General features: G+C 68.8%; 4 protein-coding genes. 3 read left to right on the forward strand and 1 reads right to left on the reverse strand.

The genetic code is table 11. The features are described from left to right. Window positions 1-83 precede the first annotated feature (83 nt). The 3 genes from A9W96_RS20105 to mmsB are packed head-to-tail and all read left to right on the forward strand — an operon-like array spanning window position 84 to window position 3683. Window positions 84-1604: a CoA-acylating methylmalonate-semialdehyde dehydrogenase gene (locus tag A9W96_RS20105; protein WP_066860448.1), complete on the forward strand. Its 1521-nt coding sequence runs from the start codon at window positions 84-86 to the stop codon at window positions 1602-1604. Window positions 1605-1618: 14 nt separating this feature from the next. Then, on the forward strand, window positions 1619-2785 hold the full coding sequence (locus A9W96_RS20110; protein ID WP_067023169.1) for an acyl-CoA dehydrogenase family protein: 1167 nt from the start codon (window positions 1619-1621) through the stop codon (window positions 2783-2785). A 13-nt stretch (window positions 2786-2798) separates the two neighbouring features. After that, window positions 2799-3683, forward strand: coding sequence for a 3-hydroxyisobutyrate dehydrogenase (mmsB, locus tag A9W96_RS20115; RefSeq protein ID WP_066882255.1), 885 nt, complete (start codon window positions 2799-2801; stop codon window positions 3681-3683). Window positions 3684-3695: 12 nt separating this feature from the next. Here the strand turns inward: mmsB and A9W96_RS20120 are convergent. Next, window positions 3696-4179: MarR family winged helix-turn-helix transcriptional regulator (locus tag A9W96_RS20120; protein WP_067142423.1), on the reverse strand; the 484-nt coding region annotated here is incomplete at its 5' end.

Raw genomic sequence — 4179 nt, forward strand, 5'->3', positions numbered from 1 at the left:
GGCGACCACCTTGCCAAGGCCCGAACCGGGTTACTAGGATATCCAAGTATCCGCTTAAGCGCTCAACCACACCCGAGGGCCCCATGACCACACAGATTCCGCACTTCATCGATGGGCAGCGCACCGCCGGCCGGTCCGGCCGCAGCGCTGACGTCTTCGACCCGAGCACCGGGAGCGTCCAGGCCACGGTGCCGATGGCCGGCCAGGCCGACATCGATGCCGCGGTCGCCTCGGCCGTCGAGGCCCAAAAGGGTTGGGCCGCAACCAATCCGCAGCGGCGCGCGCGTGTCATGATGCGCTTCATCGAGCTGGTCAACGCCCACAACGACGAGCTGGCCGAGCTGCTGTCGCGCGAGCACGGCAAGACGCTGGCCGACGCCAAGGGCGACATCCAGCGCGGCATCGAGGTCATCGAGTTCTGCATCGGCATCCCCCACCTGCTCAAGGGCGAGTACAGCGAGGGCGCCGGGCCCGGCATCGACGTCTACTCGCTGCGCCAGCCGCTGGGCGTGGTCGCCGGCATCACCCCGTTCAACTTCCCGGCGATGATTCCGCTGTGGAAGGCCGGCCCGGCGCTGGCCTGCGGCAACGCGTTCGTGCTCAAGCCCAGCGAGCGCGACCCGTCGGTGCCGGTTCGGCTGGCCGAGCTCTTTCTGGAAGCGGGCCTGCCCCCGGGCGTGTTCCAGGTCGTGCACGGCGACAAGGAGGCCGTCGACGCCATCCTGAACCACCCCGACATCCAGGCCGTCGGGTTCGTCGGCAGCTCCGATATCGCCCAGTACATCTACGCCGGGGCCGCGGCCACCGGCAAGCGCTCACAGTGCTTCGGCGGCGCCAAGAATCACATGATCGTGATGCCCGACGCCGACCTGGACCAAGCCGTCGACGCCCTGATCGGCGCGGGCTACGGCAGCGCCGGCGAGCGGTGCATGGCGATCAGCGTCGCGGTCCCGGTCGGGGACAAGACCGCCGACCGGCTGCGCGCCCGGCTCATCGAGCGGATCAACAACCTGCGCGTGGGCCACAGCCTGGACCCCAAGGCCGACTACGGACCGCTGGTGACCGAAGCGGCCGTGGCACGGGTGCGCGACTACATCGCCCAGGGGGTCGACGCGGGTGCCGAGCTGGTGATCGACGGCCGCGACCGCGCCAGCGACGACCTGACGTTCGGCGACGCCAACCTCGAGGGCGGCTTCTTCATCGGTCCCACCCTGTTCGACCACGTCACCCCCGACATGTCGATCTACACCGACGAGATCTTCGGGCCCGTGCTGTGCATCGTGCGCGCGCACGATTACGAAGAGGCGCTGCGGCTGCCGTCGGAGCACGAATACGGCAACGGCGTGGCGGTTTTCACCCGCGACGGCGACGCCGCCCGCGACTTCGTCTCGCGCGTGCAGGTCGGCATGGTCGGGGTCAACGTGCCGATCCCGGTGCCGGTGGCCTACCACACCTTCGGCGGTTGGAAGCGGTCCGGTTTCGGCGACCTCAACCAGCACGGCCCCTCGTCGATCATGTTCTACACCAAGACCAAGACCGTGACGTCGCGGTGGCCGTCCGGCATCAAGGACGGCGCCGAGTTCGTCATTCCCACAATGGATTAGGCCGGCTGTTTCTCATGGCTTCTTTTACCCTCAACGACGACGAACGGGTGATCACCGAGACGGCCGCCGCGTTCGCCGCCAAGCGCCTCGCCCCGCACGCCCTGGAATGGGATGCGGCCAAACATTTTCCGATCGACGTGCTGCGCGAATCCGCCGAACTCGGCATGGCGGCGATCTACTGTCGTGACGATGTCGGTGGCAGCGGACTGCGCCGCCTCGACGGGGTCCGCATCTTCGAGCAGCTGGCCATCGCCGACCCGACCACCGCCGCGTTCCTGTCCATTCACAACATGTGCGCGTGGATGATCGACACCTTCGGCACCGCCGAGCAGCGCAAGGATTGGGTGCCGCGGCTGGCGTCGATGGACGTCATCGCCAGTTACTGCCTCACCGAGCCCGGCGCCGGGTCCGACGCCAGCGCGCTGAGCACCCGCGCCGTCAAACAGGGTGGCGACTATGTGCTGGACGGCGTCAAGCAGTTCATCTCGGGCGCGGGCGCCTCGGACGTCTACGTGGTGATGGCCAGGACCGGCAGCGACGGCCCGCGCGGCATCTCGGCCTTCGTGATCGAAAAGGGCACTGCGGGGCTGAGTTTCGGCTCGCTCGAGGAGAAGATGGGCTGGCACGCCCAGCCCACCGCCCAGGTGATCCTGGAAGGCGTCCGGGTGCCGGCCGAGGCGATGCTGGGCGGCGCCGACGGCGAGGGCGCCGGGTTCGGCATCGCGATGAACGGGCTCAACGGCGGTCGGCTCAACATCGCCGCGTGTTCGCTCGGCGGCGCCCAGGCCGCCGCCGACAAGGCCGGGGCCTATGTCCGCGATCGCCAAGCGTTCGGGTCGTCCCTGCTCGACGAGCCGACCATCAGGTTCACCCTGGCCGACATGGCCACCGGCCTCGAGACATCGCGAATGATGTTGTGGCGGGCGGCCAATGCGCTGGACGAGGACGATCCCGACAAGGTCGAGCTGTGCGCGATGGCCAAGCGCTACGTCACCGACACCTGCTTCGAGGTCGCCGACAAAGCCCTGCAGCTACACGGCGGCTACGGCTACCTGCGCGAGTATGGTCTGGAAAAGATCGTGCGCGACCTGCGGGTGCACCGAATCCTGGAAGGGACCAACGAGATCATGCGGGTGGTCATCGGCCGGGCCGAAGCCGCACGGGTTCGCGCAACCGCATAGAAGGGTCTTTCAGATGACCGAACACCTGACGGTGGCCTTCCTGGGCCTGGGCCACATGGGTGGGCCGATGGCGACGAATCTTGTTGCGGCCAAACACGCGGTGCGCGGCTTCGATCCGGTGCCCGCCGCGCTGTCCGCGGCGACGGAGGCCGGCGTCACCGGGTTCGGCAGCGCCACCGACGCGGTGGCCGGGTCGGACGTCGTCATCACCATGCTGCCCAACGGGGAGCTGGTCAAACGCTGTTACGCGGAGATCCTGCCGGCCGCGCGACCCGGCGCTCTGTTCATCGACAGCTCGACGATCTCGGTCAACGATGCCCGCGAGGTGCATGCGCTGGCGGAGTCCAACGGCGTCGCGCAGCTCGACGCGCCCGTCTCCGGCGGGGTGAAGGGTGCCGTCGCCGGCACGCTGGCCTTCATGGTGGGCGGCGACGAGGCCGCGCTGCAGCGTGCGCGGCCGGTGCTGGAACCCATGGCGGGCAAGATCATTCACTGCGGCGCGGCCGGGGCCGGCCAGGCCGCCAAGGTGTGCAACAACATGGTGCTGGCGGTCCAGCAGATCGCGATCGGCGAGGCGTTCATCCTGGCCGAGAAGCTCGGGCTGTCCGCGCAGTCCCTGTTCGACGTCATCACCGGGGCGACCGGCAACTGCTGGGCCGTGCACACCAATTGCCCGGTGCCGGGGCCGGTTCCGACGTCGCCGGCCAACAACGACTTCAAGCCGGGCTTCGCCACCGCGTTGATGAACAAGGACCTGGGCCTGGCGATGGACGCGGTGTCGTCCAGCGGTGCGGCGGCGCCGCTGGGTACCCACGCCGCCGAGATCTATGCGAAATTCGCCGCCGACCACCCCGAAAAGGACTTCAGCGCGGTCATCGAGATGCTGCGCGGCAGCTGAGAACCGCCGGGCTCAGAAGTCACCCGCGTTGCGCCGCAACGTTTCAATGCACGCCGCCAGGTTCTGCGATTCCGTGTCGGTCATCCCGATGTCGGCGAACACCTGCTTGTTGAGGGTGACGGTGGCGTCCTCGACCGTGGAGCGGCCCAGGTCGGTGATCGCCACCAGCGTGGTGCGCCCGTCGGTGGGGTGCGGCACCCGTTGCACCAGCCCGTCGGCCTCCAGCCGGCGGATCGCGTGGGTCACGCTGGTGACGTGGACCTGCAACCGGTCGGAGGCCTTGGTGATGGGCAGCGCCCCGGTCCGGCTGAATGCCAACAGCCGCAGCAGTTCATACCGGGAGAAGCTCAGGTCGTAGGGGCGCAGCGCCGTCTCGACCCGCGCCAGCAGGATCTGGTGCGCGCGCATCACCGAGGTCACCGCCACCATGCCCGGTGCCACGTCGCCCCACCCGGCGCGCTCCCAGTTGGCCCGCGCCGCGGCGATCGGATCACGC

Origin of the sequence: Mycobacterium sp. 1245852.3, from assembly GCF_001669335.1 — a bacterium.
In the GTDB taxonomy this organism is placed as follows: Bacteria; Actinomycetota; Actinomycetes; order Mycobacteriales; family Mycobacteriaceae; genus Mycobacterium; species Mycobacterium europaeum_A.

What these genes read in the sequence shown, in the direction of transcription:
- A9W96_RS20105 (WP_066860448.1), top strand. Translation starts at nt 84, where the DNA reads ATGACCACACAGATTCCGCACTTCATCGATGGGCAGCGCACCGCCGGC.
- A9W96_RS20110 (WP_067023169.1), top strand. Translation starts at nt 1,619, where the DNA reads ATGGCTTCTTTTACCCTCAACGACGACGAACGGGTGATCACCGAGACG.
- mmsB (WP_066882255.1), top strand. Translation starts at nt 2,799, where the DNA reads ATGACCGAACACCTGACGGTGGCCTTCCTGGGCCTGGGCCACATGGGT.